Below are 2,643 nucleotides of genomic sequence, written 5' to 3' on the forward strand. Positions count from 1 at the left end.
AGGTATTGAGGAGGTCAAAAGTAACGAGATTAGGACTGACGCAGAGAAACTTTAAAAACTTTGACGTACAGAGATTTCAGAATAAGTTAGGAGTAGAGACGCGATTAATCGCGTCTGTACAGGAGTTGGGAGTTAGGAGTTAGGAGTTAGAAGTTAAAAGTTAGGAGTCTTACTCCCCTTCCCTTGCTCTTAAGGGGCTGGGGGTTAGGTCTGTATTAAACTCAACTGCAAACTGCGTAGGCGTAGCCCGCCGCAGGCATCGCACAAATTAGCCCAAGTTAAATGTACATCCGATCACTTTAGCGAATCTAGTGGCTCACAAAAATTGTTCACGCCTTGCTTGAGGACATATATCAAAACTGGTGTTGCCAAAATTTTAGGAAACGTCGGCATTGCTTTTAGATGTTCCATCATCTTTTGAGGTGAAGTATTAAGCAAATCTTCCCGATATTCTTGTTCGCAAATCACCACACGCCATTTTCTAGCCAAGGCATCTAACCACTCGGAATTTGCTCTTTCTGGTTGTTGTCCTGCTCGGATAGCTAGCGTCATCGCCGCATCTTCTAAATCTCCATCACAGTCTTCAATCAAATCCAGCGCTTCCATATCGCTGGGATCTTCTGCCAATTGAGAGCGAAACTGTGCAATTTCTTGAGATGTTACTTTAGTCATGAGTCTTTGACAAGGCGAGCGAACACTCAGTTATGTTATATCATTTCACAAAATTCCTGTTACAAATAGGTTTTTTTACCAAAAAGCCTCATTCTTCAATGTAATTATTGAAAAATGAGGCATTTAGAATTTTTAATTGGGAGATAAGTCAGCAGTACTAGCGTAATGCTCTGAGGGTAACAGACCGTTGTAACTGAGCTAAAGCACGGTTGTAATCCAAAATTGCTGTGACTCGATTACCTTCAGCTTGTGTGAGGTCGTTTTCAGAGTTAATGACATCAGTTTGAGTACCTACACCAGCTTGGAATCGCAAACGCGCTAAACGTAGAGCTTCTCTAGCTTGTTCTAAAGCGGTATTAGCGGTTTGAACATTCTCTAATCTAGATTGCTGGGTAGAATAGGCTTCTTCTACCTCAAAGCGAATTTGGTTGCGCCGTTCGGCAAATTGAGTTTCTGCGATCGCAATATTAGCTCTCGACTGAGCTGCCCTTGCTCTTGCTGCTCCTCCATCAAACAAATTTAGGCTTGCCCTAACTCCAAATGAATAACCATCAGTAATGCTGGCATTATCATTGAACTGATCTAGCAGATCGTAGCTGGCGACCAAACTAACTTGAGGGCCCAGCTCCCCAAGGGCCTGCCTACGCTGTTGCTCGCTGATATTGCGTTGTGCCAACTGCTGTTGCAATTCTGGACGATTTTGATAAGCCAGCACAATACTTTGTTCTAGTGTTGGGTTCCAAAGACCAGCTAATTGTACAGGGTCGGCTGCACTGATATTTATCGCCTGCGGCAAACTTATCCGAGTTGCTAATTGACGACGGGAAATTGCCTGCTGGGATCTAGCATTAGTCAAATTTTGTTGGGCATTTGCTAAATTCACCTGCGATCGCAACACATCAAACCGCGTACCAACCCCGGCTCGTTCTAAAGCTTCTGCATCACGCAAACTAGCCTCAGAGTTCTGCACAGCCGACTGGGCAATACGTACTTGTTCATCCGCTTGTTGCAGATTGTAGTAGTCAGTAGCAACATTCAGACGGATTGTCTCAGACTGAGTTTCTACAGCAAACTCATTGAAACGTACCTGTTCTTCAGCCGCTCTGATGTTAGCTTGCACTCTCCCAGAAGTATAAATGTTATACGAAAGTTGTGCTTGACCAGAAAAAGATGTACTGGGTTGATCTTGCGGAACGGCGAACGGATTTTGCCTGTTTATTTCGTCCGTCAGCTGACCACTAGCAGACTGACTACGAGTCAGATCCGTGCTAATTCCCAGAGTGGGCAACAAAGCAGCTTGCGCCTCGCGTAGAGCCGCTCGATTGCGTTCTAGCTCCAATAGAGACACCTGTAAATCCCGATTATTCCGCCGTGCTAGCTCTAGAGCCTGTGCCAAAGTAATCGGCTGATTTCCCTGAAGTCTCACTTCCTCCGGTTTGGTGGGAAATTGCAGGGGATTTGAGCTAGGAATCAGGTTCTGTGGAATTTGCAGCGACCCTGACGGCGCAGGAGTTATGGTTCTCGGCACTGTGGAAGGTTGCACCGAACCCCCTGGCGCAGGAATTACGGTTTCTGGCACTGTGGGAGGTTGCACCGAACCCTCTGGTGCAGGAGTTACGGTTTCCGGTGCAGTGGGAGTTGGCGTCGATTCTGTCGGAATCGGGGTATTACTCTGAGCAATGCGGCCACCAGCATTTTGTTGTAAGCAGGTACTTGAAATCAGTAGCAAAGCAGCTGAGGAATCAGTTTTACTTTTCCCTAACTCCTGTGGACATCTTTGGGCTGACAACAGTTTTGCTGATCCTACACCTGTAGCTGAAGTTTGTAAAAATGTCTGCGACTGAGTAACAGTATTTATCTTTTGAACCACTGGCTGCTGTACAGAAGACAGGGGCAAAATTTCTTTTTGGACAGAAGAGGGTTTTGAAGTGTAGTTGGGAACTACTATGCTCTTTGATTCCTCAGATGCTA

2 protein-coding genes are annotated in these 2,643 nt (G+C 45.6%); both read right to left on the reverse strand.

What is annotated here, in order from left to right:
- Positions 1 to 294 precede the first annotated feature (294 nt).
- A complete protein-coding gene (locus LC574_RS34930; RefSeq protein WP_229458202.1) occupies positions 295 to 672 on the reverse strand; it encodes a hypothetical protein in 378 nt (125 codons plus the stop codon).
- A 157-nt stretch (positions 673 to 829) separates the two neighbouring features.
- Positions 830 to 2,643 (reverse strand): TolC family protein (locus LC574_RS34935; RefSeq protein WP_229458203.1); only part of this gene is annotated, 1,814 nt, incomplete at its 5' end.

Origin of the sequence: Nostoc sp. CHAB 5715 (assembly GCF_020829685.1) — a bacterium.
Lineage (GTDB): Bacteria > Cyanobacteriota > Cyanobacteriia > Cyanobacteriales > Nostocaceae > Nostoc.

Excerpts from the sequence above, each read along its gene's own strand:
- LC574_RS34930 (WP_229458202.1), bottom strand. The coding sequence starts at position 672 with ATGACTAAAGTAACATCTCAAGAAATTGCACAGTTTCGCTCTCAATTG.